25 protein-coding genes are annotated in these 23,253 nt (G+C 50.5%); 14 read left to right on the plus strand and 11 right to left on the minus strand.

Translation table 11 applies throughout. From position 1 onward, the window contains the following. The first annotated feature begins 206 nt into the window (after positions 1-206). From AZF00_RS17640 to AZF00_RS17655, 4 genes are all read left to right on the plus strand, one after another. The gene (locus tag AZF00_RS17640; protein ID WP_062384489.1) at positions 207-2,489 is read left to right on the plus strand and encodes a hypothetical protein; all 2,283 of its coding nucleotides are present in this window, start codon (positions 207-209) and stop codon (positions 2,487-2,489) included. 70 nt (positions 2,490-2,559) lie between these two features. Next, entirely contained in the window at positions 2,560-3,630 is a 1,071-nt protein-coding gene (locus AZF00_RS17645; protein ID WP_062384492.1) for a hypothetical protein, read from the plus strand. A 240-nt stretch (positions 3,631-3,870) separates the two neighbouring features. Further along, positions 3,871-5,151: an IMP dehydrogenase/GMP reductase gene (locus AZF00_RS17650; RefSeq protein WP_008252721.1), complete on the plus strand. Its 1,281-nt coding sequence runs from the start codon at positions 3,871-3,873 to the stop codon at positions 5,149-5,151. 168 nt (positions 5,152-5,319) lie between these two features. Beyond that, positions 5,320-5,934: a histidine phosphatase family protein gene (locus tag AZF00_RS17655; RefSeq protein WP_062384495.1), complete on the plus strand. Its 615-nt coding sequence runs from the start codon at positions 5,320-5,322 to the stop codon at positions 5,932-5,934. On the opposite strand, the gene AZF00_RS17660 is transcribed toward AZF00_RS17655, so the two are convergent. From AZF00_RS17660 to AZF00_RS17670, 3 genes are read right to left on the minus strand one after another with little or no spacing between them, the layout of a single operon-like run. Continuing rightward, entirely contained in the window at positions 5,924-6,193 is a 270-nt protein-coding gene (locus tag AZF00_RS17660; RefSeq protein WP_008252723.1) for a hypothetical protein, read from the minus strand. The genes AZF00_RS17655 and AZF00_RS17660 overlap by 11 nt on opposite strands. Further along, entirely contained in the window at positions 6,183-6,620 is a 438-nt protein-coding gene (locus AZF00_RS17665) for a hypothetical protein (RefSeq protein WP_062384498.1), read from the minus strand. The genes AZF00_RS17660 and AZF00_RS17665 overlap by 11 nt, the downstream gene beginning before the upstream one ends. 16 nt (positions 6,621-6,636) lie before the next feature. Then, positions 6,637-6,942, minus strand: a complete 306-nt coding sequence (locus tag AZF00_RS17670) for an ElaB/YgaM/YqjD family protein (RefSeq protein WP_062384503.1) — start codon at positions 6,940-6,942, stop codon at positions 6,637-6,639. Positions 6,943-7,112: 170 nt separating this feature from the next. On the opposite strand from AZF00_RS17670, the gene AZF00_RS19215 reads away from it, so the two are divergent. The 3 genes from AZF00_RS19215 (at position 7,113) to AZF00_RS17680 (ending at position 8,164) form a co-directional block, all read left to right on the plus strand. Beyond that, complete coding sequence (locus AZF00_RS19215) at positions 7,113-7,289, plus strand: DUF1328 domain-containing protein (RefSeq protein WP_008252726.1); 177 nt, start codon at positions 7,113-7,115, stop codon at positions 7,287-7,289. Between the two features lie 52 nt (positions 7,290-7,341). After that, complete coding sequence (locus AZF00_RS17675; RefSeq protein ID WP_008252727.1) at positions 7,342-7,542, plus strand: CsbD family protein; 201 nt, start codon at positions 7,342-7,344, stop codon at positions 7,540-7,542. Positions 7,543-7,606: 64 nt separating this feature from the next. After that, a complete protein-coding gene (locus AZF00_RS17680; protein WP_008252728.1) occupies positions 7,607-8,164 on the plus strand; it encodes a BON domain-containing protein in 558 nt (185 codons plus the stop codon). A 97-nt stretch (positions 8,165-8,261) separates the two neighbouring features. Here AZF00_RS17680 and rpmG read toward each other — a convergent pair whose 3' ends face one another. From rpmG to radC, 3 genes are all read right to left on the minus strand, one after another. After that, a complete protein-coding gene (rpmG, locus tag AZF00_RS17685; RefSeq protein WP_008252729.1) occupies positions 8,262-8,432 on the minus strand; it encodes a 50S ribosomal protein L33 in 171 nt (56 codons plus the stop codon). Positions 8,433-8,443: 11 nt separating this feature from the next. Then, positions 8,444-8,680 (minus strand): 50S ribosomal protein L28, encoded by a 237-nt coding sequence (gene rpmB / locus AZF00_RS17690; protein ID WP_008252730.1) that lies wholly within the window; start codon positions 8,678-8,680, stop codon positions 8,444-8,446. Positions 8,681-8,873: 193 nt separating this feature from the next. Then, positions 8,874-9,548, minus strand: a complete 675-nt coding sequence (gene radC, locus AZF00_RS17695; RefSeq protein WP_008252731.1) for a RadC family protein — start codon at positions 9,546-9,548, stop codon at positions 8,874-8,876. 98 nt (positions 9,549-9,646) lie between these two features. Here radC and coaBC point away from each other — a divergent pair, with 98 nt between their 5' ends. The 4 genes from coaBC (at position 9,647) to slmA (ending at position 14,913) form a co-directional block, all read left to right on the plus strand. Continuing rightward, complete coding sequence (gene coaBC / locus AZF00_RS17700) at positions 9,647-10,852, plus strand: bifunctional phosphopantothenoylcysteine decarboxylase/phosphopantothenate--cysteine ligase CoaBC (protein WP_062384900.1); 1,206 nt, start codon at positions 9,647-9,649, stop codon at positions 10,850-10,852. A gap of 62 nt (positions 10,853-10,914) precedes the next feature. Beyond that, a complete protein-coding gene (locus AZF00_RS17705; protein WP_062384506.1) occupies positions 10,915-13,347 on the plus strand; it encodes a phosphomannomutase/phosphoglucomutase in 2,433 nt (810 codons plus the stop codon). Positions 13,348-13,385: 38 nt separating this feature from the next. Continuing rightward, entirely contained in the window at positions 13,386-14,297 is a 912-nt protein-coding gene (gene argB, locus AZF00_RS17710) for an acetylglutamate kinase (RefSeq protein ID WP_062384509.1), read from the plus strand. A gap of 31 nt (positions 14,298-14,328) precedes the next feature. Beyond that, entirely contained in the window at positions 14,329-14,913 is a 585-nt protein-coding gene (gene slmA / locus AZF00_RS17715; protein ID WP_062384513.1) for a nucleoid occlusion factor SlmA, read from the plus strand. 23 nt (positions 14,914-14,936) lie between these two features. On the opposite strand, the gene AZF00_RS17720 is transcribed toward slmA, so the two are convergent. Both AZF00_RS17720 and pyrE read right to left on the minus strand, forming a co-directional pair. Beyond that, complete coding sequence (locus AZF00_RS17720; protein ID WP_062384516.1) at positions 14,937-15,587, minus strand: hypothetical protein; 651 nt, start codon at positions 15,585-15,587, stop codon at positions 14,937-14,939. Positions 15,588-15,639: 52 nt separating this feature from the next. Then, entirely contained in the window at positions 15,640-16,293 is a 654-nt protein-coding gene (gene pyrE, locus AZF00_RS17725) for an orotate phosphoribosyltransferase (RefSeq protein ID WP_156474876.1), read from the minus strand. A 336-nt stretch (positions 16,294-16,629) separates the two neighbouring features. On the opposite strand from pyrE, the gene AZF00_RS17730 reads away from it, so the two are divergent. Next, positions 16,630-17,412, plus strand: a complete 783-nt coding sequence (locus AZF00_RS17730) for an exodeoxyribonuclease III (RefSeq protein ID WP_062384519.1) — start codon at positions 16,630-16,632, stop codon at positions 17,410-17,412. 18 nt (positions 17,413-17,430) lie between these two features. On the opposite strand, the gene rph is transcribed toward AZF00_RS17730, so the two are convergent. After that, complete coding sequence (gene rph, locus AZF00_RS17735) at positions 17,431-18,147, minus strand: ribonuclease PH (protein ID WP_062384521.1); 717 nt, start codon at positions 18,145-18,147, stop codon at positions 17,431-17,433. A 37-nt stretch (positions 18,148-18,184) separates the two neighbouring features. Beyond that, positions 18,185-18,331 (minus strand): hypothetical protein, encoded by a 147-nt coding sequence (locus AZF00_RS19390; protein ID WP_156474877.1) that lies wholly within the window; start codon positions 18,329-18,331, stop codon positions 18,185-18,187. On the opposite strand from AZF00_RS19390, the gene AZF00_RS17740 reads away from it, so the two are divergent. Further along, the gene (locus AZF00_RS17740) at positions 18,330-19,181 is read left to right on the plus strand and encodes a YicC/YloC family endoribonuclease (protein WP_082793691.1); all 852 of its coding nucleotides are present in this window, start codon (positions 18,330-18,332) and stop codon (positions 19,179-19,181) included. The two genes, AZF00_RS19390 and AZF00_RS17740, sit on opposite strands and share 2 nt — an antisense overlap. Before the next feature lie 214 nt (positions 19,182-19,395). Continuing rightward, on the plus strand, positions 19,396-20,637 hold the full coding sequence (locus AZF00_RS17745; RefSeq protein WP_008252766.1) for a tyrosine-type recombinase/integrase: 1,242 nt from the start codon (positions 19,396-19,398) through the stop codon (positions 20,635-20,637). Positions 20,638-22,072: 1,435 nt separating this feature from the next. Here AZF00_RS17745 and AZF00_RS17760 read toward each other — a convergent pair. Beyond that, positions 22,073-23,155 carry a substrate-binding domain-containing protein gene (locus tag AZF00_RS17760; protein WP_008252770.1) on the minus strand — a complete coding sequence of 361 codons (1,083 nt, stop codon included), beginning with the start codon at positions 23,153-23,155 and terminating at the stop codon, positions 22,073-22,075. Between the last annotated feature and the right edge of the window lie 98 nt (positions 23,156-23,253).

Raw genomic sequence — 23,253 nt, forward strand, 5'->3', positions numbered from 1 at the left:
TCGTATCGCGTGAATAAAAATGTGTTTTCTTTGGATTTCTCATTGCTGTTCTACCTGACTACACCGCAACACATAAAATACTATAAATACCTAATCGGATTGCTGCTAGCACATTGGAGTGCGAGCAACTGGCAGGAACCCTCTGTTTATTATGGAGGTTAACTGCGCAGCACTACTGCCGATATAGGGAAACAAGGAGATGTTATATGCGTCAAATTCCCAAGTTCCACAAACTCGTCCTTCCTTTAGCTATCAGCGCGGCCTTAGTCGCCTGTGGTAGCGATAATAAAGGCAGCTCAGCAGCACCGACAACGGTTGCGGGCGCGAGCTCAAAAGGCATCATCATTGGCGGCAACGTCAATGCTTACCCAATCACCGACACCGGTATGGTCGACAAAGACATTAGCTTAGCCGAACCGACTACTACGGCAGAAGACGGCAGTTATAGCCTTACGCTGAATGGCAACTACGTGCCTGGCACCGCTATTTACGTGGAAATCACTGCAGTAGACGGCACCTTAATGCGCTGCGACCTTGCCAAATGTGGCGAGAAAAACTTTGGCGACGACTATATCTTGGCATCAGGTTTTGCGATGTCAGCAACACTGCCCCAAGCCAGCGGCAGCAGCGTCGCAGTTAACATCACACCTCTTACCGATATTGCATCTAAGCTCACCTTACAAAAAGTGGCGGCTGGTGCAAATCCATCTGCTGCTGCAGCGGGCTCTAATGCGCAAGTCGCCAGCCGGCTGGGTATCACTGGCGGCCTGATTGACCAACCTATTGTCGACATCACTAGTGCCGACGCCGTCAACGGAGCGAATCAAGCTGCCCTAGAATACAACTTAAAATCTGCCGCTGCTGTTTCTGCTGCGCTTAAAGCCAGTACTGCCCCAAGCTTAGAAGATGCCGTAGCAAACTTTGTAACACAGTTTAGCAATGGCGGTATTGCCGATAGAGAAGAGGCAAATACCGACGCGGTAAGCATTCAGGAATTACTCCAAGAAGCACTTGCCTTGCTTGAAACAGTGAAAACGGTGGAAGGTGTCGATGAAAACAGTGAAGGTGTCAGCAGCTCGAAAACAAGCCTAACCACCGCCGAATCGACCGCTCAGGAAAGTACTAACACCAGCCCAACGCCGGGTGAGGTTCCTGCGGACGCTGGCAGCGACGGACTCGTTGCCAGTAAGGCTTTTGTAAAGCAGGTTCGTGATTTAGCCGGCGCTGGAGTGATGTCGACCAATCAAGAGGCCTTCGCCACCCAAATTGATCTGGCCAGTGAAACGGTTTCGGCTGACAGTGATATCGTTGCCGAAGCCCTAGGTCTAGGTCTTCACGCGATTGTCGGCGCTTACGAGCTGTATCAAGATGCGCCAGATGAAGACAAACCCAGCTCGATAGACGTGAATGGCATTACTGTCGCTATCTCAGAAGCGGCTGGTACGATAACGCTTTCTGTAGACGATAACGTCACCGTGGCCGAAACCGAGGTCGCCCTTGAATTAAGTGCCGCCGACAGCTCAGTCATCAATGAAGAAGAGCCGGTAGACAATACAGTTGATGGAACCAGAACCGTTTCAGAAACAGGCACCGCAACAGCGGCATTAACGGTATCAGGCTCTGCAGCCAGCACCGCCGTTTCCCTCACGATAAACGCAGGTAGCTTTAGCGGCGCCTTAAGCTATGATAGCCAATGGACCGAGACCGAGACTCAATCAGAAACCGGCGGTGGCTACAGCGACACTTGGGACGATGAGTTTATCGTCACCAATATCGACGCCAAGCTAAACATCACCCTTGCACAGCTTAATAGTGACAATAACGTCGGCTTCACCGGCAATATGGCGCTTAAACTCGGCGAGCTAACTGGCACTGAAGTCGGCAGCTACAGCAATAGCTACAGTTTCACTGACTGGCAGGCTAATTCTAACCAAGAGCAATACACTGAAACCGTTACCTTTGATGGTTTCGAAATAAGCTTGTCTGGTGAATTTAGTGATGACGACGGGAATGCCATTAACGCAAGCCTTGCGGCCAATATCGATAACTATAGTGAAACCTGTACTCAGGCGTCGAGCTACAGTTTTGAAAACGGCGGCGATTATAGCTATGAATGCGATCTCAATGAAACCGAGACCGATTACGCAATGGTCAGCCTGAGCATTGTCTTCAACTTGGACATCAGCGGTGTCGATGACGACGTCAAAGTCGAGTTTAACGCCAGTCGTACCGGACTAGAAACCGGTCAGGGTTCATTAAAACTGAACTACGGCGGCAAGCAGCTTAACTTGAACTACGAGGGCGGCAATACGGCAACCCTTAGTAACCACAACGGCGTGACCATGACGCTAACCGAGACCGAAGTCGATGAGGAAACCAGCCTTTCTGGTGATATCAAACACGGCGGCACCGCTTTTGCCACTATCAGCGACGACAGCGGCGCAGTTGTTATTCGCTATGTCGATGGCAGCTTCGAGACGGTAATGTAAGCGACACCGTTGTACTATAAGGGAGGCTTTTGCCTCCCTTTTTCATTTATACAGATTTCGGAATTTTATTATGCTCGCCGTCATCGCTATTTTCTTTAGTATCTTTTCAATAACGAGTTTTGCCGCCACACCAGACACTGAATACTATTCTTACATCGACAGCCTCAGCTACAGCCAAGCAGCACCGATAGAACAGATGATTCACGATCTTGATGGCGCACCACTGAAATCTGGAAAATTTGCTTTTACGCACAATCAGTTTGAAATCGGCGTACGCAAAAATGATTTTGAATTCAGTTATTTTTATCGCTACGACTATTATTTAAAATTTAACAAAGACACTGGGCAGCTGGCCTATTTACAACGCAACGATTTGCCCCTGCCGCAAAACACCCATTACAACGTTTATTTGCGCCCCAATCACCTTCGCGCCTGGGGTTTAAGCGCCGCGCATTTTTATAACATCAGCCCTCAGCTATCCTTGAAAACACGACTGAACTACTTGCGCGCGACTCACACCACCGATGGCTATTTAAAAGGCCAATTAAACACCCTTAATGACGGCTACCAAGCCCAGCTCTATCTCAATTACGGCTATAGCCGCGACACCTTACTCGACCGCCCCGAAGAAGACAGTGACGGTCACGGCACATCCCTTGATGTTGACCTTCACTGGCAAGTGAACAAGCAGTTGAATATTGATTTTAGTGGCCGCGATATACTGTCATTTATCCAGTATCGCGACCTTACCTATACCACAGCCATCGCCAATACCGACAATATCTCCTTTGACCAAAACGGCACAATCGATGCCAAACCTACCGTCAGCGGCGTAGAGCGCTATCGCGATCAAACCCAACGATTAGCTTCCCGTTACTCAGTAATTGGCCGCTATCAATTCGATAGCAAGCACACGCTAACGAGCGAATTATTTGCCTATGATCGCCATGTTTTTCCTCGACTGGGCTACCAGAGACACTGGCAAAACAAGCAATGGCAGCTCAATTACGACTTCCGCAGCGAAGCCTGGGGCTTAGCGCTAGCCGCTAAACATTTTAATGTAAGTCTGCGTACCGACGCTCTGGACTGGGAAGAAGCAAAGGCCATAGAACTTAAGGTAGGCATGCAACTGCGACTGTAAATTTTATTTGGCGTGTCTTGCCTTGCACATTAAAGCCAGCTATACCGTAATAGGCTAAGCAGATATTGCCTAACGTGATTTGCCTTAACGCACACTATTTTCTGGCAGAGCCCTCACCATTGCGCTACCTACCCTCAACGTGCCGTGGCTGTCACTGGGTGTGTACTTGCTCTGTCTTTATCACAGCAAGTAAATTAAGCCGTTGTCTGGCTGAAAATAAATAAAACAAGGAGATGGTTCATGGCGATTAAATCACTTATTTCCCACCTTATTGTCCCTGCAGCGGTAAGTCTGCTGGTCACTGGCTGTGGTAGCGACAACAAAAGTAATAGCAGCAACCCCGCTCCCAAGTCTGGTGTTTTTCTCGATGCCGAAGTGGGCGGTTTAAGCTACTCTGCCTCGCCCTCAGGGCTCAGCGGCACAACAAATTCTGCGGGTGAATTTAGCTACCGCGACAATGACACGCTTAGCTTTAGCTTTGGCGGTATTACCGTGGGCACCGCCGCAGGCCAAGCGATTGTCACACCTCGAACGATTGCCGCCAGCATCACATCGCTACCCAGTGGTATTAGTGCTGCCGACATTGCTCTCAATATTGCCATTTTGCTGCAAAGCTTTGATGAAGACGGCAACCCCGACAACGGCATAACGATCTCGGCGGCGACCGCCACTGCGGCAGCGAATACCACCATCAATTTTGGCGTATTGCCCAATGACTTTGTTAATGACCCGTCCCTAAGCCAATTAGCGAGCGATACCAACAAAACGATTGTTAGCCCAGACGCCGCAGCGGAGCACACCGGCGGCGCAATTCGTAAAAAAATTGCGAGTAGCTGGAACATCGTTGACGCCGGTGGGGTTAACGATCAAGGTGCAATAATCACCTTTTTTAGTAATGGCCATTACGTACTGGGTATCGATCATAACGACCCCAATTGTCTAGATGGGCTGGAATGGGGCTCCTATAAAATCAATGCAGAAACCGGCAAATTCAGCACCGAAACCGTTTTTGTTGACACCACCGGCCCCCAGGGCGACTGCGGCTTTTATGAGCAGGGTGCGGGCATAACCGCCGACATCGGCCTGAATAGCGACACCACGATTGCGCTTACCAATATTGGCGGCGAAGCCAACGATAGCTTAAACCTTAGCTTGATTCCCGTCGGCACTGGTATCGCTGGTAGCTGGTTGCTAGACGAACCAGAGTCAGACGGCCCTATCGTTGTTAACTTCTTTAGCAACGGCAAATACTTTATGACCCACGTAAAAGACGGAAGCGGCGGTGAACGTGGCCTAGAGCGCGGTACATGGGCTGTTGACGCAAATACCAAAGTGTTAACCGTAAGCCAAACCCTGGACACCAATGGCGACGCGGGGCTTTCCGACCTTGGCGGTAGCCCGACCTTAGAGCTAAGCGACACCGGCCGCTTAAAGCTAACGGTCACTGCCGAGGAAATAGCATTGTTTGACCGCCTCCCCTTACAAGACGTGAGTAAAAACCCGGTTACACCACAACAGTAATCTTCAATATTAACCGCAAGTCCTTTGGGCGCCGCACAACGATGGCGCCCAAAACCTCACTAGCTCAAATCTTTCAAACAGCCATATTCTGGCAATTTTACGCCTCTATTCGCCACAGTTGCTGGTAAACTGCTGGCCTCAGCATTTAATACAATATAGGTGTTAAAAATGACTGCCGATACTACTGGCCGATTGTGCTTTGTTCGCCACGGCCAAACCTTCGCAAATATTGATAAAGTCTGGCATGGCCAAACCGACACCGAGCTAACCGCAGAAGGCTACGAACAAACTCGCCGCTTAGGCGCCTACTTCCCCCAGTACTTACGCGCCGATGTTATTTACACCAGCCCACTGCAGCGGGCACGCATCACCGCCGAGGCAATAGCCTCGGCTTTTAATTTGACGGTAATACACGACCCACGCCTGATGGAGTTCGATCTTGGCGACTGGGAGGGAAAACGTTTTGCTGACCTCGTCACCGAAGGCGATGTTTTAGAGCAAATTATCCACAATCCCGATTTCACCGCACCTAATGGCGAGTCACAGAATATAGTCAAACAGCGAATTGTTGCCGCAGTCGATGAAATTGCCGCAAAACACCCCAATGACAACGTCATTATCGTGGCCCACGGCGTCACCATTAGTATTGCCCTCGCCCATTATCTCGATGGTAATACCACGCTCTGGCCCAAGTACGGTAAGCACAACACCGCCTTTACCGAAATTTGCCTGCGCACCAAGCAATTACTCAGCTTTAACAAAACTGATCACCTCAACGAATAATCGCCCTCAAAGCGCGATACAGCTGTCGATCTAGCAACTCGGTAAGTAAGTGCCGACTTCGGCCGCCATGGCTCAAATCCGCGTATAAGCCCATGCCTAGGCCAACGCCAAAAGCTGCTGCCAGGTTCTCCGGTTTTGCCAGTTGAGCCGAAAGGTGATGGCGGTACCCGTGGTATTGGCCGCGGAGTTGCTGCTTATAAAGCGCCCGCCGGGCGCGCTCTCGGCCAATGGCCTGCGCTAAACGAGTTTCAGCGCTCATAATCCACCTCACTTTCCCCGCCGGCCAGAGCATTTTTTTGGGGCCTCCCGAACAAGCCTTGCAGACGGCTACACAGGCTGCGCCAGCAGCACCATGCCAACACCAAATTACTCAATGCAAGCAACAACATAACAAGCGCTGGCGGAGCGCCCATTTGCGCCGCAAACTCAAAGACAGCAAGAAGGACGCTAAGCCATGTCGCAACGAGAAGTACGAGTGTCGCAATCCACAGCATCAGCATTTTGAATAGCGATAAAAGGCAGCGCTGGCCGTGCAACTGCGCTAAGGCCAGAGATGAATCTAGGTATTCACCACACGCCGCTGTTAACTGCGCGAGGTTATCGCCACCAGATCCAGTATTATCTTTTGCTGCTTCACTACTAGCATACTGGTCTGCAGCGCTCGGCGCCTTCGATTCATCCCTCATTGCACCTATCCCCACACTATTTACGGAATATATACGCCAGAATAGTGCCCATTAAAAAAGCTAAACCGATGCTTTTAATTGGATTTTCTCTAGTGTAATCACCGACCGCAGCAGTGGCCTCTTTAGACCGGCTGCGCGCCGATTTTGCTAACTTATCGGCATGGCCACGCAATTCATCTGCGAGCACCATCAAACGCTCCTCGCTCATTCCCGCAATTGTCGCTGCGCGATCAACAGCCTCATGGACGCGCTCTGCTGCGCCATCTGTTCTTTCATGACGGCTATTTGCTGTTGACGTATTAGATGCAGTCGAATTGTTCATGTTCATCCTCCTATGATTAATCGCAGTAATTTTGTTGACAGCGATAAATTGAGAAAGTTTTTTATGCGCTCTTTAAAAAATTAATTTTGAACTAAGCCAAAAATGAGAGTCTGAATTACTGCACACAGCAATATTTTTATTAACAATATTGAAATATACACGGAGTCATTATGCTGGGATGGTCACTGATTTTTTTTATCGTTGCTCTCATCTCTGCCGCGTTAGGTTTTGGCGGCATAGCTGGCGCGGCAACTGGCATTGCAAAAATATTATTTTTTGTTTTCGTAATTTTGTTTGTTATCTCAATGCTTATGCAAGCACTACGGGGTAGACCACCCCGTCTTTAATCATATTTCAATTTATTAAATGAAATATTTTAACCATCACGAGGAGTACGTTATGAATCAGGATATTGCAGAAGGTAAATGGAAACAGTTAAAAGCTCAGATAAAAGAGAAGTGGGCCGATTTAACTGATGACGAAATAGAGCAAGCGCAAGCCAATAACGATCACTTTATTGGCGTTATTCAAGAGCGCTACGGCATCGCTAAAGACGAGGCCGAAAAGAAATTTAACGAATTAAAAAAGAAAGTCTCTTAAATACTGAATTAGCTTTAATTCAGTATTAATTGAATTTTTATTGTCGGATTTTAAGGAGAAAAATATGACTATTAAAAAGACATTAGCAGGCGCCATTGTTCTTTCTACTATCAGTATTACTCCAGTGCTCGCCAACGACTGGCAGGGTAAAACAAATGATGCGTGGTTGGATGGAAAAATAGAAACTGCGCTAATGCTAAACAGCGAGCTTAACAACTTTGAAATAGACACCAAAGTTAACAAGTCTAAAGTCTTGCTGACAGGCACAGTAACAAGCGAGATAGAAAAAGATTTGGCCGGGCAAATTGCCGAGAATGTTGACGGCGTGAACTCAGTAGACAACAAGCTCGAGGTAAATCCAAACCACAAAAGCAAAGTGGCGCAAACAGGTCAAAATTTTAGCCGTACCTGGCACGACCTAAGCACAACAGCGGGCATTAATATTAAGTATGCTGCCAATGACGACATTGAGGCCACCGCTATTGATGTCGACACCAAAAATGGCAAAGTGATGCTGACTGGTACCGTCAAAAATGAAACCGCTCACGATCTCGCCATCGAGATTGCCAAAGGTTTTGACCATGTAACAGATGTTGAAGACAATCTTCAGGTTGTCAACTAATCTGCACGTAGCTGACAACAATCTGCCAGCAATAAAAAAACCGCGCCTAGCGCGGTTTTTTTATGAATGCTTTAAACCAAAACTGCTTATATAGCAGTTACTTGATTTTAGCTTCTTTGTACATCACGTGCTTACGTACTACTGGATCGTATTTTGAGAACTCAAATTTATCCGGAGTATTACGCTTGTTCTTAGTGGTCGTGTAGAAGTGACCAGTACCCGCGCTGGAAACCAGACGGATTTTGTCGCTTGCGCCTTTCTTAGCCATGAGCAGACTCCTTAGAATTTTTCGCCACGGGCGCTAAGGTCAGCTAAAACGACCTCAATACCCTTTTTGTCAATAATACGCATGCCTTTGCTAGAAACGCGCAAAGTAACAAAACGCTTCTCTGCTTCAACCCAAAAACGGTGGCTGTGCAGGTTCGGCAAAAAACGACGACGAGTGCGGTTTTTTGCGTGTGATACATTGTTTCCGGTTACCGGACGCTTGCCAGTAACTTGACATACTCTAGACATGATAGTCGCCTCTTCAACCTTTATCCGCATGCGCGGTGCAAAAGGTTTATAAAATCAGGTTCAAACCGGGCCGCCGCGCGTTTACCTATACTCGGGAGTCCTAAGATGATGTGAATCCCGGACACGGCCCAAATGGAGCGCGACTTTATACCAGAAGGGGCGTAGGCAAGCAAGTTTTACTGCAAAATTTTACTCAGAGCAAGCCTCGCTCTGCCAGCGAAATCACCTCTGGGCCGGCCACCACACAGTGGTCCAACAAGCGGATATCCAGCAATGCCAAGGCCTCGCGAATTCTTTTGGTGATCCGCACATCGGCGTCGCTGGGTTCGGCCACCCCCGACGGGTGGTTGTGGGCCACAATCAAGGCGGCGGCGTGCAACTCCAATGCCCGGCGGGCAATTTCTCGCGGGTACACCGCCGCGCCGTCAATTGTCCCGTAAAACAGGGGCTCGTATACGAGGAGACCATGCTGGTTGTCTAAATACAGCACGGCAAAGACCTCTCTTACCTCCTGACGCAGCTGAGCCAACAGAAACTGGCGGGTACTCGCGGCACTCGCAAAAACCGGCCGCTGGCGTAAATCCTCTGCCAAATACCGGCGCGACATCTCTACTACGGCCTGCAACTGTACATACTTGGCATCACCAAGCCCGTGGGAACGGCAAAAGCGCTCTTGACTGGCGGCCATCAGCGCACACAAACCGCCGTGCTCAGCCAATAGCTCTCTGGCCAAATCGACAGCGGACTTACCCTTAACCCCAGTGCGCAAAAATATGGCCAGCAACTCGGCGTCAGCCAAGGCCGCTGCGCCACGCTGTAACAGTTTTTCTCGCGGCCGCTCATCTACCGGCCAATCCGTGATCGCCATATCACCCTCCTTGGTGAACATACGATTCATGGCACTGGTAGTCGCCAGCGCCGATAAGCTTCATAATACCGCCAAACTCAGCGATGACGAATGGCAAAATGAAACAACTGAGCAACCGACATATTCTATTAGGCGTTACGGGTGGCATAGCGGCCTATAAAAGCGCCGAGCTCATCCGTCGCCTCAAAGACCACGGCGCCGACGTGCGCGTGGTGATGACTGCCGCCGCCATGGAGTTTATTACCCCTCTCACCCTACAGGCGCTGTCGGGTAATCCAGTGCACACCACCTTACTCGATCCCGCCGCAGAAGCCGGTATGGGCCATATTGAGTTAGCGCGCTGGGCAGACGTGATTTTGATCGCTCCGGCAAGTGCCGACTTTATGGCGAGATTGGCCACGGGTCGCGGCGACGACTTACTCACCACCCTATGCTTGGCCACGCCTGCGATCATCGCGCTTGCGCCAGCAATGAATCAGGGCATGTGGCGCGACCCCGCCACCCAAGCCAATGTCGTCACACTGCAAGCGCGAAACATCCACCTTTTTGGTCCCGCCGCTGGCGAGCAGGCCTGCGGTGATATCGGCCCCGGTCGCATGTTAGAAGCAGAGGATCTAGCTGAACGCTGCGCAGGGCTCTTTAATAGCCGCCTGTTGGACGGCGTCCATCTTACGATTACCGCAGGTCCTACCCGCGAAGCAATTGACCCTGTGCGCTATATAAGCAACCACAGCTCCGGCAAGATGGGCTACGCACTGGCCAGCGCCGCAGCCGACGCGGGCGCCCGCGTAAGCCTCATAAGTGGCCCCACCAACTTATCCTGCCCAGACCGCGTTCATCGTATTGATGTGGTCAGCGCGAGCGATATGCATAACGCAGCCATGGCAATGATGGGACAGTGCCAGGTATTTATTGCCTGCGCCGCCGTAGCGGATTACCGGCCCGTCAATTGCGCGGACCAGAAAATAAAGAAAGACAATGACAGTATGCATATCGACTTGGCCCGCAACCCAGACATAGTCGCCGCCGTAGCAAATCATGCCCAGCGTCCATTTACGGTCGGCTTTGCCGCGGAGACCCAAGACTTATTGCGTTACGCTCGGGGAAAACTGCAGCGTAAAAACCTTGATATGATCGTGGCCAACGACGTTGCCAACACCAGCATTGGCTTCAATGCCAGCGACAATGCGGTAACCGTATTAAGCCCCGACGGGGAGCAAAGCATTGCTCAAATGGGCAAAAATCAATTGGCGGTGCAATTGATCGCGCTGATCGCGCAACAATTTCATAGTTCACAAAGCTAGACAGCATGCTCAGGGCCTTCCATTATAAGTATTAAATCTATCAGGACGACACTAAAGCTGCGATGAGTAAAAAAGCATCCACAACGATCCCAGAAAAACTTAAAAAAGCTTCGCGCTTTTCCGTACTCCAACGTGACATTGCCATTTCAGCAGTCCTTTGTATCTGCGGTATTGTGGCCGCTTTTTATTGGATTCAGAATATTGAGGAACCCCGCGCCCTGAGTCAGCGCATAAATACCGTCACCGCGAACAGCGCCGACCACCAGCGCGTCATTATTCGTGAAGCCATTGCCCAGCTCAGCACCAGACTCAAGCAACAAGCCGACAACCCTGAATTGAGTAAACTCCTTCAATCCAGTGATCTCTCTGCGCGAAACGCATTTGAACAAAGCTTACAGCGCGCTTTTCCAGAAGCAGTAGACACCAAGGTTATTTTTATTGGTCCCCAGGGTATCGCAGATGAGCGCAGCGAAACCGCAAGGCTGCGCAATAATATCGAAATTGATATGTTGCGCAAAAGTCTCGGCGAAGACGGTATTGTCATTGAGGCTTACAGCCACAAAAATGACTGGTTTATTTCCTTCGTCACAAAAGTCGACAAGCATGGCGCCCTCATTATCACTTTCAGCGCCCAGTATTTTGAACACATGCTCAAAAGCCTGGCTGGCAATGCCGTTACCAATGAGCTGATTCAAACCTATAAAACCCGCCGCGACACCGTTATTCGCCCCGCAAACACCGATTACGCTGAAGCGATGCAAAGCCGCGTCTTATCGGTACCAGGCTGGACCTTGCAAGTTTACCCACAACCCCAAACGGTGCAGAATTTGCGCTCTGATGGCACCTTACTGTGGTTACTGTGCATGTTTTGCGTCGCCGCAATCGTCGCCAGCCACGCCATCTTCTTTGTTCGTGGCTTCGGCATTGCACGCCCAGCGAGTTCACCACCGAAAAAGGCGGTTGTCGACAAAGCGGAAACGGACATCCTCGACTTAGAACAAGCCCTAGCGAAAAAATTGGCCGCCAATCGCAGTCGCACGCCCAACCGTCGCGATAATTTTCCGGCCCCAGACAGCGCGCCGCCGCTGCCGGAATTGCAGCAAGGCGCCCGCAAACGCCCCGGCCCCTTAGCCATTAACTGCTTTCGCGCCTACGATATTCGCGGCGTGGCCGACACCGAATTAAACAATGAGACCTGCGAAGCCATAGGCCGCGCGGTCGCCAGCGAAGCACTCAGCCGCGGTCAAAGCAAGCTACTGCTCGGGCGTGACGGCCGTCTCAGCAGCCCACGCATCCACGAGGCCTTAGTAAAAGGCGTACTCGGTAGCGGCGTAGACGTGATCGATCTCGGTCTTCTCGCCACGCCGATGCTCCACTACGCCTGCCAGTATTTTAATATTGGCAACGCGATTATGATCACCGGCAGCCATAACCCCGGCCATTACAATGGCATGAAGATTAGTCTGGAATTCCAAAGTTTAAGTGGGCAAGACATCCAAAGCCTGCGCAAACGCATAGAAGATCAAGACTTTGAGCAGGGCCAGGGCAGCTTAACCAACGACAGCATTGAACAACGCTATATCGACCGGATCTGCGGCGACGTCGTGATTGCGCAAACCCTCAAAATTGTTATTGATGCCGGTAACGGCGCCACCGCCCACGTGGCACCCGCACTATTTGAAGAATTAGGCTGCGAAGTCATTCCGCTATTTTGTGAGACCGACGGCAACTTCCCCAACCATGCACCCGATCCCACCATCTTTGAAAACCTCGCCGCGCTGCGCACCGCCGTCGCAGACAATCACGCCGACATTGGCATTGCCTTTGATGGCGATGGTGATCGCGTTGCCGTAGTAACATCAAAAGGGAAATGCCCCAAGGCCGACCAACTGCTCATGGTCTTGGCCCAAGACATGGTGGTGCGCAACCCCGGTGCCGAAATTTTGTTCGACATCAAATGTTCACGACTACTGCCCGAGTTAATCATTGAGCACGGCGGTCGCCCCACCATGTGGAAATGCGGTCACTCGTATATGAAGCGTAAAATGGCTGAGACCGGCGCGCTGTTGGGCGGAGAGTTTTCGGGCCATATCTTTTTCAAAGAGCGCTGGTATGGCTTCGACGACGGTATGTATACCGCCGCTCGGCTACTCGAAATACTAACCCTGTCCGGACGTAGCATGGACGATGCACTGAGCAACCACCGCGCCCTGCTCAGCAGTCCGGAAATCATCATTCCGGTAGACGAAGACCGCAAGTTTGCGATTGTCGAAACCTTTGCTGAGAATCAGGATTTTGCCGAAGCCACCCTCTCTGAGATAGACGGGCTGCGCGTTGACTTCCGTCACGGCTGGGGACTGATACGGGCGTCTAACACCGGACCGGCGATTACCCTACGTTTTGAGGCCGATAGCGAGGCTGCGCTGGGTCGAATTCAGAATGATTTCAAGGATTTGCTAGCAAGGATTGATCCCAAGCTGGCAGATAGTCTTTAATAGGCGTTTTTTCGCCACCGACCACAAGAGATTTCAGCATGTCGATGAGTCGCACCGCCGCCGGGGATGTTGCCCGCGTACTGACCGAAGCACTTCCCTATATTCAGCGCTTCACCAATAAAACCATTGTGGTCAAATTTGGTGGCAATGCCATGGTCGATGACAAGCTAAAAGAACAGTTTGCCCGCGACATCGTGCTAATGAAGCTGGTTGGCATGAACCCCATCGTCGTGCACGGCGGCGGCCCACAGATTGGCGATCTGCTAAAGCGCCTCGCCATTGAGTCGCACTTCGTTGACGGTATGCGGGTCACTGACACCGCCACGATGGACGTGGTTGAGATGGTCCTGGGCGGCTCAGTGAACAAGGAAATTGTGTCGCTACTCAACCGCAATGGCGGCAAAGCCATTGGCCTAACCGGCAAAGACGGTCAGTTGATTCGCGCCAAAAAGCTCAAAGTGACGCAGCGCACCCCAGACTTGGCCAAAACCGAAATCATTGATATCGGCCATGTTGGCGAAGTTGAAAAGATCAACACCGAAGTCTTAGACATGTTGGTCAACAGCGACTTTATTCCGGTAATTGCGCCTATTGGCGTCGGTGCTGACGGCGCGTCTTACAATATCAACGCCGATTTAGTGGCGGGCAAAGTTGCAGAAGTCCTTAAGGCTGAAAAGCTGATGCTGCTCACCAATATCGAAGGCTTGCTGGACAAATCAGGCAAGGTATTAACTGGCCTGAGCACCGAACAGGTCGACGCCTTAATTGCCGACGGCACTATCTACGGTGGCATGCTGCCCAAAATAGGCTGCGCACTTTCTGCAGTGAATGCAGGCGTAGTAAGCGCCCACATTATTGACGGCCGCGTACCCCATGCTGTGCTTCTCGAGATCTTTACCGACACCGGCGTTGGCACCCTGATCACCAATACTCAAAGCGAATTAGATTAAACTCAGCGCTCGATAAGGTCATTTACACCCTATGAATAAACGTCCTTCACGACGCGAAGAAATTCTTCAAGCACTTGCCAAAATGCTCGAATCTCAGCCGGGCACCCGTATTACTACCGCTAAATTAGCGGCAGAAGTAGGGGTGTCTGAGGCCGCCCTCTACCGGCATTTTCCGAGTAAAGCCAAGATGTTTGAGGGCTTAATTGAATTTGTAGAAGACGCAATATTCAGTCGCGTCAGCTTAATTCTTGGCGAAGAGTCACAAGCTCGAGGCCAAATTGCCAAAGTACTGCAGCTGCTACTGACGTTTACTGAGCGCAACCCCGGTATCACCCGTATTTTCAATGGCGATGCCTTGGCGGGGGAAAATGAACGCCTGCGCAGCCGAGTGGTGCAGTTTTACGACCGCCTAGAGACTCAGCTTAAACAAATTTTACGCGAAGCCGAAATTCGTGAAGGGCTGCGCACCCAAATCACTGCCAACAGCACCGCCAATATCCTTATTGCTGCCGCCGAGGGCCGCATTGGCCAATTTGTACGCAGTGATTTTAAACGCCTCCCTACCGAAAACTGGGAAGAGCAGTGGCAGTTGCTCAGTGAAACGATTTTCCGCTAAACAGCAAACCCCAAGAAAACGCCTTATTTTTTCGGATTTGAGTAATAGTGCCGCCTTACGTCAACCTGCTCCTGCAGGTCTGCAAAGCGGCTTTTATCCCGCTCGTAATTATTGGCGACCTGCTCAAGCTCTTCTTGACGGGAGCGGATATGTTGCTCGGTAGTGGTAAGTTCGCGGCGCAGCGATGCCAAGGTATTCGTAAGCTCAGAGGGCACCGCTAAACCGCGACGCTCCAGTTCTGCGGCCTCAGCTTGATTGCTGTAGACCTGCTGCTTAATAACGGAGAGATTGCTTTTTAAAATAGAAATTCGCACTTTTATATCGTTAAGCGCACGCTTTTTAGCAACATCAATGTCTTGAACATTGCTATAACGCAGCAGCAGCGACTCATCCCATTTGCGGGTTTTAGCATCAGCGGCAGCTCGCGCCTCTTCAATACCAAGTTCTAATTCTCGGGCTTTACGCTCAGCTTCACTCAACTGGGGAGCAACGGTTTTGACCACGCTGCCATCGAGACGAATAATATCGTAACCACGGGGCACGGCGTCCGGCGGCACGCTGTCGTCAATCACCACCGTGCCATCTGGACCGGGATAGCGATAGTAAATACTCTGGGCTTGAACCGTTGACAGCTCAATCCAGCACAGCGCTAATAGCAGTAAAGCACGAGCCATAATCACTGTAATCCCATCTCCCGTCGCGTTACAAAGTCACTTAATACGCTATTTATATAACAACGCCGTAGCGTTCTCGATACGCATTGATACGTGCTACCAGATCATCGTCTTCTGCCGATTGCGTCAAATAAGCCACAATATCGTTCAATCCTACGATGCTCACCACCGCCAAATTGGCATCTTGCTCCAGCTCCTGAATCGCCGAGCGCTCACCCTGGCCACGCTCTTGGCGATCGAGACCAATCGCAACACCGGCTACCTCGGCACCCTCGGCAGCGATCATTGCAATAGCTTCACGGATTGCGGTGCCGGCTGTAATCACATCGTCAATGATTAAAACGCGCCCAACAAGCGCGGCGCCAACAAGGCTGCCGCCTTCGCCGTGGTCTTTCTTTTCTTTGCGGTTATACGCGTACGGTACATCTAGCTGGTGGTGTTCTGCCAGTGCACAAGCTGTTGCCGCCGCCAGTGGAATACCTTTGTAGGCCGGACCAAACAACACATCAAACTGAATACCCGACGCCACAATAGCATCGGCGTAACAGCGACCCAGTGCTGCCAATGCCCCACCGCTGCTGAAGCGACCGGCATTAAAAAAATAAGGGCTAACACGGCCCGACTTTAGAGTGTATTCGCCAAAACAAAGTGCTTGGCTGGCAATGGCCTGCTGAATAAATCGTTGTTGATAGGGTTTAATGCTCATTAATACGTCCAATGACTAATATTTCAAATATGTAGCCGCCCATTTTACCCAGCTACGGTGAAAACCTCACCTACGACACGAAATGCAGACAAAAGTCCGTAAAAATACTGAACCTCGGCTATCAATCCAGTGTTTTTTTAACAGATATTCTTTACTGTGATTGTTGTCAATAGGGTTTCATTGTAGTCTAACACCTTGTTTATATCGAAAATTCAGCCACGCTATTGCTGAACGCCACTTTTGTATTGAGGTTTGGCGTCTTAACTCGCTATAACGATTTACCTCAACGCTCAAGCTTGGCCACCACGGCCTCGTTATCGACACGATAGGAAAGACATGAGAATTATCAGCTTTTGCGCTGACAGCATCGTAGATGCTGCAAAAAGAGGCTTCTTCGACTGGGTTACCAAGCAGGATGCCGACATCATCTGCATTCAGAACCTAGGCATTGCCGAGTACAAACTTCGCGACGACGTGTATTTTCCCCGCGACTACAACCCCTATTTCTTTGATGCCGCCGACGGTAAACACAACGGCGTCGCCATTTACTGCCGCAAACTGCCCAAAGCCATCATGACAGGGCTGGGATTTTTAGATTTTGATATGGACGGCCTCTACATTCAGGCCGACTTTGACAACATCAGTATTGGCAGCTTGCTTGCCCCCACCGCCGAAGAAGGCGATAGCGCAGGCCTAATTCGTAAAAACCAATTTTTTGAGCAGTTTGGCAACCATCTAACCAAAGTGCGCAACAAACGCCGTGACTTTATTATTTGCGGCAACTGGAATATTGCCCATCGCGGTATCGATATTCAGGACATTCGCGGTAACCACGGCAAGCCCGGCAGCTTGGCCGAAGAGCAGCAGTGGATGGATCGTCTGTTTCGGGAACAACAGTACTCCGATGCATTTCGTCTAATTAATAACGATCCCGACGAGTTTAGCTGGTGGCCAGACGGTGAGCCCGGCACTAACGGCTGGCGGGTAGACTACCAAATCACCTCAGAGCACATGACGCCGCGAGTTGAATACGGTGCCATTTACAAAGTACAGCAATTTGGCAAACACGCACCGGTGATTATGGATTACGACTTTGAGTTACCAGAAAGCCCCTTTTAAGGGCTTTCTGGTAAACAATTAGGCCAGCGCCGCGCGCTGAGCCTCGATCAATTCAGCAATACCTTTCTCAGCTAAATCCATCATTGCATTCATTTCAGCGCGACTAAAGGTTGCGCCCTCTGCCGTACCCTGCACTTCAATCACGCCGCCCTTATCATCCATCACCACATTCATATCGGTTTCGGCGTTGGAGTCCTCGGCGTAATCCAAATCCAGCACCGGCACGCCTTGGTATACGCCGACCGAAATCGCGGCAACTTGCTGCTGAAGCGGATTACCTTTTATTAAACCCTTCTTCTGCAAACTGGCCACTGCATCCGCCAAGGCAACGTAGGCGCCGGTGATAGACGCGGTGCGCGTGCCGCCGTCGGCCTGAATCACGTCGCAATCCAAGTAAATGGTATTCTCACCGAGCATAGTCAAGTCGATAGACGCGCGTAGCGAGCGGCCTATCAAGCGCTGAATCTCTTGGGTGCGGCCACTCTGCTTGCCCCGTGCCGCCTCCCGATCCATACGGCTACCGGTAGAACGCGGCAACATGCCGTATTCCGCCGTTACCCAGCCTTGACCGCTGCCACGCAAAAATCCAGGTACGCTGTTCTGTACCGACGCAGTACAAATCACCTTGGTATTACCCATTTCAATCAATACCGAACCCTCGGCATGGCAGGTGTAATTGCGGGTAATGGTTACCTGACGTTTTTCATCGCTGGCGCGCTCGCTGGGTCGTGTCATCATTTAATTCCATAGGCATTCAAAAGAGTGGCGCAGATTATACCTGCCAAGCCATCCCCACCCCAAACTTCTCCCAGACAAACTCCCGCCGCCAAATCAAATCACTGCTGAAGAAACCGGCTAAAAAGTTTAGAATGGTGTTTCTAATCAACACCAAGGGGAAGACATTGACTACCAGCAGCATGACCGCCTTTGCCCACCAGCAATCTGACTATCCTTGGGGCAGTGCCACTTGGGAACTTCGCTCGGTCAACCATCGCTACCTGGAGCTGTCTTTCAAACTGCCTGAGAGCTGGCGCAATTTAGAACCCAGCCTCCGCGACGCCCTGCGCAAAGGCCTGCAGCGCGGCAAAGTTGAATGCGCGCTCAAGGTTCAACTGCACAACCAGCAGCAAGCGCTGCAACTCAACAATGTGCTCGCCAGCCAAATTCTCGACGCAGCCAATAAGCTGAAATCAGATATCGCCCACGCCGCGCCCATCAATGTTTTTGAGTTATTGCGCTGGCCCGGCGTACTCGAACCTCAAAGTGTCGACGGCGACGCCATTAGCAGCCAATTACTCGAAGGCTTTCAACAGGCCCTCGCAGAACACCTCGCCAACCGCCAACGTGAAGGCCAAGCACTAGCGGACCTCATCACTCAGCGCCTCGACAGCATCAGCGCCATCGTCGCCGACATCCGCAGCAAAATGCCCGGCATCGTCATCGCTCAACGCGAAAAACTACAACAGCGCCTTGCCGAACTCCAAGTGGAACTCAACCCCGAGCGTCTAGAGGCAGAAATCGCCCTCATCGCCCAAAAAGCCGACGTAGACGAAGAACTCGACCGCCTCGACACCCACATAACCGAGGTACGCCGAGTCCTTAAAAAAGGCGGCGCCAGCGGCAGACGCCTCGACTTTTTCATGCAGGAACTCAACCGGGAGGCCAATACCTTGTCATCTAAGGCCGTTGTTTCTGAAAGCACTCAAGCAGCAGTGGAGTTAAAGGTGTTGATTGAACAGATGCGGGAGCAGATTCAGAATATTGAATAATTTTTTAAGACCGTTTTAAGCTGTTGCTAGTTGTTACAATGATCATTAATAAACAACAGCTTAACAAATACAACAAAAATTTATCTGTTCACATATTTTACTTTTATTGCATTAAGTTGCAGGATAATGGTGACATGGGCGGTGACAGAAATTACAACTTTACTCCACAAGTAACCGGCCACTCGAATCTGCCACCAATTTCGTCAGAGATACTATGGCCACCAGACTTAACGACAAACAAATTAAATCCCTGCTACGCAAAGGCGAGGCGGGACGACATGCGGTGGGAGGCGGGCTCTACTTTCGGGTTAGCCGCGAGGGTAGCGGTTTTTGGGTCGCCCGCTACACCGCAAATAACAAAAGGCGCGAAATCACGCTCGGACGCTACCCAGACAAGTCACTAGCTACGGCCTACGCCGAAGCTTTCCAGCTGAAAGAGGACGTACGGAAAGGCATTGACCCACTGGCTGAGAAAAAACGGCCCGACATGGTAAAAATAAGAACCGTAAACGACCTCGCCGAAGACTGGCTACACAATGACATCGAAAAACGCCTCAAACACCCCCAGATACCTCGTCGGATCTACAAGCAGCTCCTGTCACCACACTTCGGTGAGCTAGCCCTAAAACGTGTTACTCCACTAGACGTGCGACATGCTATTCAGGCGATTACCACCAGCGGGCGCCCCACAGTAGCAAACGATGCACTGGGCTACAGCAAGCAATTATTCCGGCACGGCATTCGGCTCGACCTTATGAAGTCGAACCCTGCCGAGGCATTCACAATCCACCACGCAGGCGGAATTGAAAAAAGCCGCAACCGAGCACTATCTATTTCTGACTTGAACACCGTATTTCAGATACTCCACGACAACCCTGTAAGCTTCACCCGAGACAACTACTTAGCCGTCGCACTGCTACTCATACTAGGTGTTCGAAAGGGGGAATTGATCGCCGCGCGCTGGACAGAGTTCGATCTAGACAATGCCATTTGGAAACTGCCAGAAGCACGCAGCAAAACCGGAGCACCTATCACCATCCCCCTACCAAACGCAGCCATCGAATGGTTAGAAGAGCTAAAGGTACGCGGATACAACTCAGAGCATCTCTTCCCAGCTCGTCGAACTAGTCAACGTCGTGCGTACATCAGCGACGATACGCTTAATCATGCGCTAGCCAAAATGTTCGGCAAGAAAACCAAGCCGGGAGATCATCCAGCCAACAAACTTGGCGATGCAGGTATCGAGCACTTCACCGTACATGATTTGCGGCGAACCTGCCGCAGCCTCCTCGCTTCAGCAGGAGTCTCGCCCCACATAGCGGAACGCTGCCTTAATCACAAACTAAGAGGAGTCGAGGGAATTTACGACCGGCACGACTATCTAGAGGAGCGCAGAGAAGCACTACAAAAAATCACCGACCAACTTGGACCAATAATAAACAGAGCAGAGCGTTAAACCGCTTAACGCCTGCATACGGAAAACTCAACAGCGAGACTATATCGCATCGTAACGCCCGAGACCTCAGGCGTACCCCCAAAAATGCTACTACCAAATCGAGTATACGACGAGATTTTTGACTGCATCAAACCGAAGAACTGTTTTTTGCCGGTCTAATCGGGGAGGACGGGAGTATTTCTGCGAAAGGACGCGTATCAATTGAGCTAAAAGCGATTGACAAATTAATACTGGTCGCTCTGATACGATTTATCGGGCTGGAGAATACGCTCAAGTACCGGACCGTTAACGCCATTACCGGAAGCCGTGCAGTGTACTCCTCGACCGGCTGGAAAAATGATAATCACATTAAAGCTCTAGAAAAGAATTTTGGCGTAACTAGCTCGAAAACACTCAGATCCACACCTTCCAAGTTCGTAAAATCAAGTCATGCTATGGCTTTTTCCGCCGGTCTATTCGCCGGCGATGGTCACATCCGCTCAGGAAATAACGGTCACCTGACCCACATGATCACAGCAGCTAGGCACTGCGCAGATTGGCTCCTGGGTTTTTATGAAGGCAACGGAATTAATGCCCATTTCACAGCCCGAAAACCGAAGCAAACAGCGCATTAGTATTTGGCGGTCACAGGGGAAGGCGCTATCTGGCTGGCAAAGCAGCTCGTTAAAGTCCGAGAGCTGCAGCATGGCATGGCTCAAAAATGGCGTTTGATCGAGCTGCCAGTAAAAATTCCGCTAAATCAAAAAAACAAACCAAGAAAGCAATTCCAAATTTAGGAAAAGTTTTCTTGCATAACCCCATCACTGCAAACCCTCATACATTGAATCTCGTTGGCTGCATATATTTCGTGATTTTCAACAGCATCCCTTTTCATAAACTAATTATAATCCAGAGCGAGTGACATAAAATTATTTCAGCGACCCAGAGCTCAATTAAAGTCTACCGGCGAATCAATAATAAATACGACACGCACGACTCTACTATTGTGTGCATGTTTTTAGATATAAAAACATTGCCAAAGCGTGCAGCAGGCTTATGACAAAGCTGGCAGTTCAATCTACAGGCACTAACTAACAACACCAAGCAATGCAACGGGCGCCCCTATTAAACCTTAGGTACCTGCAAGCATTTAATTAAAAAGTAAAAGTGTTATTCATAGCTGATCATTTAAAAGTAAAAATCCTGGATCAGTATTAAGTGCCAATCAACACCTGTGTTGTCAAGTTTAGATCAGAATAACATGCCTTTCGGCGGCTAGGATTTAGCCCTATTGCAAAGTGATGTAAAATACAACTAACGCCAGAAAATGTGCTAAATACCTGATCTCCGGAGCGGGTTTAAGTGTTCATTAAATGACTCTCTTGTCGCACTCCCATCCAGCACTGTCATCAAATCTAACATTGCCCCCTATCTTTCTGCCAAACACACACTCCTATTAAGCCTCGTATATAGAAATTTCTCTGGCTTTAAATGTCTCATCCACGGTAGAAACAAGTCCGCAGTCGTCACCGCTGTATCCCGGCAACAGCCTTACGGCCTTGCGAAACTCCTCGCCGCGGATGATGTTTAGAAATACTTGAAACTTCGGATCGTTCAGTAATTGTTTGTGGCAGGCCATCACATAGCGCTCCCGTGCGAGTGGGATAAAGTCGAGGCCGAATTGTCTGGCGGCGGCCTCTACCCCAAAGCCGACGTCGGCCATATTCGCAGCGATATAAGCCGCTACGGCGGAGTGCGTAAACTCTACCTGCTCGAACCCCTTTATTTTTACACTGGAAACATCCGCTTCTTTCAATAGTGCGTCCAGCAGTGAGCGTGTACCCGAGTTGGTTTGGCGGTTGATAAAGCGCAGGTCAATCTCGGCTAAATCAGCGAGTCCCTTCACTCCCAGAGGGTTGCCTGCTTGCACCATTAGGCCCTGGCGCCGAGTAATAAACTGAATTATTTGGTGGTTGCGGGGCTTAAGACGTTTTCGGTATTCACGGTTAAGCGCTTGGGCAGTGCCAATAGGCAGATGAAAACCAGCGATATCGCAGGCGTTGCGGGCCAGTGCCGAGAGCGCGTCGGCGGGACTGCAATATTGCAAATCCAATGGCAGCTCGCCCATGTGCTTTGGCAGCAGCGCGACGGCGTAGCCGTGGCTGGCATGCAGGCGAAGCACCGGTTTGTTGCCCTCCAGTAAATGGGCAATCTCCAAATTTATTTCTGAGCTAAGGCTTTCTAATTGCGGCTCCAAGCGCGCCGCAACCCGTTGCTCAGCCCAGAGTAGTTTCTCACCTAAGGGCGACAGGCGTGAGCCGCGCCCCCGTTGCTTCTCAATCAGCGGGGTGCCAAAGAACTCTTCCCAGTGTTGCAACATATTCCACGCATGACGATAGGAAAAGCCACAGGCTTCAGCGGCTTGGGTTAATTTATTCTGCTTGTGAACAGCGCGTAGTAAGGCAAAGAGGCGAGGGTCCAGTTGTTCGCCTTGGCCGTCAGTAAAAAACCACGCAGGGGAGATTTGCAAATGTTTCATAGGCAAAGTTGTGCATATTTAGTAAGTGTGGGCGAGCTGCTAAGCTAAGCGCCAATAATAGCGCTATAAGTGCGAATAATATGCAAATAATTACATAT

It is taken from the genome of Zhongshania aliphaticivorans, assembly GCF_001586255.1.
Taxonomy (GTDB): domain Bacteria; phylum Pseudomonadota; class Gammaproteobacteria; order Pseudomonadales; family Spongiibacteraceae; genus Spongiibacter; species Spongiibacter aliphaticivorans.

What these genes read in the sequence shown, in the direction of transcription:
- AZF00_RS17705 (WP_062384506.1), top strand. Translation starts at nt 10,915, where the DNA reads ATGAGTAAAAAAGCATCCACAACGATCCCAGAAAAACTTAAAAAAGCT.
- coaBC (WP_062384900.1), top strand. Translation starts at nt 9,647, where the DNA reads ATGAAACAACTGAGCAACCGACATATTCTATTAGGCGTTACGGGTGGC.
- AZF00_RS17665 (WP_062384498.1), bottom strand. Translation starts at nt 6,620, where the DNA reads ATGAGGGATGAATCGAAGGCGCCGAGCGCTGCAGACCAGTATGCTAGT.
- AZF00_RS17655 (WP_062384495.1), top strand. Translation starts at nt 5,320, where the DNA reads ATGACTGCCGATACTACTGGCCGATTGTGCTTTGTTCGCCACGGCCAA.
- AZF00_RS17680 (WP_008252728.1), top strand. Translation starts at nt 7,607, where the DNA reads ATGACTATTAAAAAGACATTAGCAGGCGCCATTGTTCTTTCTACTATC.
- pyrE (WP_156474876.1), bottom strand. Translation starts at nt 16,293, where the DNA reads ATGAGCATTAAACCCTATCAACAACGATTTATTCAGCAGGCCATTGCC.
- AZF00_RS17760 (WP_008252770.1), bottom strand. Translation starts at nt 23,155, where the DNA reads ATGAAACATTTGCAAATCTCCCCTGCGTGGTTTTTTACTGACGGCCAA.
- rph (WP_062384521.1), bottom strand. Translation starts at nt 18,147, where the DNA reads ATGACACGACCCAGCGAGCGCGCCAGCGATGAAAAACGTCAGGTAACC.
- AZF00_RS17670 (WP_062384503.1), bottom strand. Translation starts at nt 6,942, where the DNA reads ATGAACAATTCGACTGCATCTAATACGTCAACAGCAAATAGCCGTCAT.
- argB (WP_062384509.1), top strand. Translation starts at nt 13,386, where the DNA reads ATGTCGATGAGTCGCACCGCCGCCGGGGATGTTGCCCGCGTACTGACC.
- AZF00_RS19390 (WP_156474877.1), bottom strand. Translation starts at nt 18,331, where the DNA reads ATGCTGCTGGTAGTCAATGTCTTCCCCTTGGTGTTGATTAGAAACACC.
- slmA (WP_062384513.1), top strand. Translation starts at nt 14,329, where the DNA reads ATGAATAAACGTCCTTCACGACGCGAAGAAATTCTTCAAGCACTTGCC.
- AZF00_RS17675 (WP_008252727.1), top strand. Translation starts at nt 7,342, where the DNA reads ATGAATCAGGATATTGCAGAAGGTAAATGGAAACAGTTAAAAGCTCAG.
- AZF00_RS17720 (WP_062384516.1), bottom strand. Translation starts at nt 15,587, where the DNA reads ATGGCTCGTGCTTTACTGCTATTAGCGCTGTGCTGGATTGAGCTGTCA.
- AZF00_RS19215 (WP_008252726.1), top strand. Translation starts at nt 7,113, where the DNA reads ATGCTGGGATGGTCACTGATTTTTTTTATCGTTGCTCTCATCTCTGCC.
- AZF00_RS17730 (WP_062384519.1), top strand. Translation starts at nt 16,630, where the DNA reads ATGAGAATTATCAGCTTTTGCGCTGACAGCATCGTAGATGCTGCAAAA.
- AZF00_RS17660 (WP_008252723.1), bottom strand. Translation starts at nt 6,193, where the DNA reads ATGAGCGCTGAAACTCGTTTAGCGCAGGCCATTGGCCGAGAGCGCGCC.
- AZF00_RS17740 (WP_082793691.1), top strand. Translation starts at nt 18,330, where the DNA reads ATGACCGCCTTTGCCCACCAGCAATCTGACTATCCTTGGGGCAGTGCC.
- rpmG (WP_008252729.1), bottom strand. Translation starts at nt 8,432, where the DNA reads ATGGCTAAGAAAGGCGCAAGCGACAAAATCCGTCTGGTTTCCAGCGCG.
- AZF00_RS17645 (WP_062384492.1), top strand. Translation starts at nt 2,560, where the DNA reads ATGCTCGCCGTCATCGCTATTTTCTTTAGTATCTTTTCAATAACGAGT.
- rpmB (WP_008252730.1), bottom strand. Translation starts at nt 8,680, where the DNA reads ATGTCTAGAGTATGTCAAGTTACTGGCAAGCGTCCGGTAACCGGAAAC.
- AZF00_RS17640 (WP_062384489.1), top strand. Translation starts at nt 207, where the DNA reads ATGCGTCAAATTCCCAAGTTCCACAAACTCGTCCTTCCTTTAGCTATC.
- AZF00_RS17650 (WP_008252721.1), top strand. Translation starts at nt 3,871, where the DNA reads ATGGCGATTAAATCACTTATTTCCCACCTTATTGTCCCTGCAGCGGTA.
- radC (WP_008252731.1), bottom strand. Translation starts at nt 9,548, where the DNA reads ATGGCGATCACGGATTGGCCGGTAGATGAGCGGCCGCGAGAAAAACTG.
- AZF00_RS17745 (WP_008252766.1), top strand. Translation starts at nt 19,396, where the DNA reads ATGGCCACCAGACTTAACGACAAACAAATTAAATCCCTGCTACGCAAA.